Here is a 1,130-nt window from a genome sequence, read left to right as displayed (position 1 = left end):
CATACGAGATAAAAGAGGAGTATCTAATTCGAGTAAACAGAGATATTTAATCGGTTTATCAATTTTATTTTCACACCAACGATATAACCAAGAATCTCGATATTTATGTTTAAGAGTTTCTCGCAAATTATTAAAATAGCTAGAGTCTTGATACTGTTCGGGTTTATGGAAATTTTTAACTTCAATAAACAAATAAAAATCGGTCAACTCAACGATAATATCTACTGCTTTCATCGCATGACTTAACCCATGATAATGAAGTTTATTGGTTTCTTTTTCATCAAAAATAAAAACATCTAAAGCATTAGAAAAATCAAACTCAAAGCCATCACATTCAATTTTCATTTCCCCAAAACTCCCATAGTTTTATCTATTTCATTATTGATTAAAGCCTCAAAAGCTTCATCAATTGGGTTCGGGTAAATTTCTAGATATTCATGGGTGCTATTAACCCTTAATTGATTATTTTCCTGCTCCCGATAAAGACTATGATAAGTAATCTTATCATCTTTCTTTTCATCAATTAGTAAATCAAACCATTTTAAAAAAACATAATCATGAGTAGCCACTATAACTTGTTGACCATTACGAGATAATTCTAGTAAAATTTCTACCAATAGCCTCATTAATTTAGGGTTAATATTTCCTTCCGGTTCATCCCAGAATAATGTCCCACTCATCCCCGGTTGAATTGCACCCGTTTCTAATAACCTAGATAATACTCCCATCTTGCGAAAACCTTCAGCGATTGCATTAACAGAATATTCTATATTTTTGACTTTAAAATTTACCCTACCTCCTCCATAAAAGATAAATTTTCCCCCACAAATATTTTTAATTTCTTCCATCGCCCATTTAGATTTTTCCTGAAGATTTTCAGACCGGATAACAGGTAAATCTAGCAGTGACCATAGATCTCGATAGGTTTCATCAAAAGTCATTTGATACCTATCGTAGAGACTAAGCATTCCCTCCATAAAAGATAAAGATTCTTGAGCAGGAATAAAAACTGGAGTTTGTTGGTATTGCTCATAATTTTTATTCTCGATAATATGCACAGATTGGGAACTCTTATAAAAACTAATTTTCAGCATTTGCTCTAGGGAAAAGTTAATAGTACATTCTGCCCT

Annotated in this window: 2 protein-coding genes; both read right to left on the bottom strand. The window is 31.9% G+C overall.

Annotated features, from left to right (window positions below; all coding sequences use genetic code 11):
• The coding region (locus tag PX636_RS18995) for a hypothetical protein (RefSeq protein ID WP_288118307.1) at nucleotides 1–345 on the bottom strand (345 nt) is incomplete at its 3' end.
• On the bottom strand, nucleotides 342–1,130 hold a 789-nt coding region (locus PX636_RS18990; RefSeq protein ID WP_288118305.1), incomplete at its 5' end, for an AAA family ATPase. The genes PX636_RS18990 and PX636_RS18995, both read right to left, overlap by 4 nt.

Source organism: Microcystis sp. M53598_WE2 (genome assembly GCF_030067735.1).
GTDB lineage: Bacteria > Cyanobacteriota > Cyanobacteriia > Cyanobacteriales > Microcystaceae > Microcystis > Microcystis aeruginosa.
The sequence above is the reverse complement of the archived record's forward strand: the minus strand, read 5'-3'. Positions and strand labels throughout refer to the sequence as shown.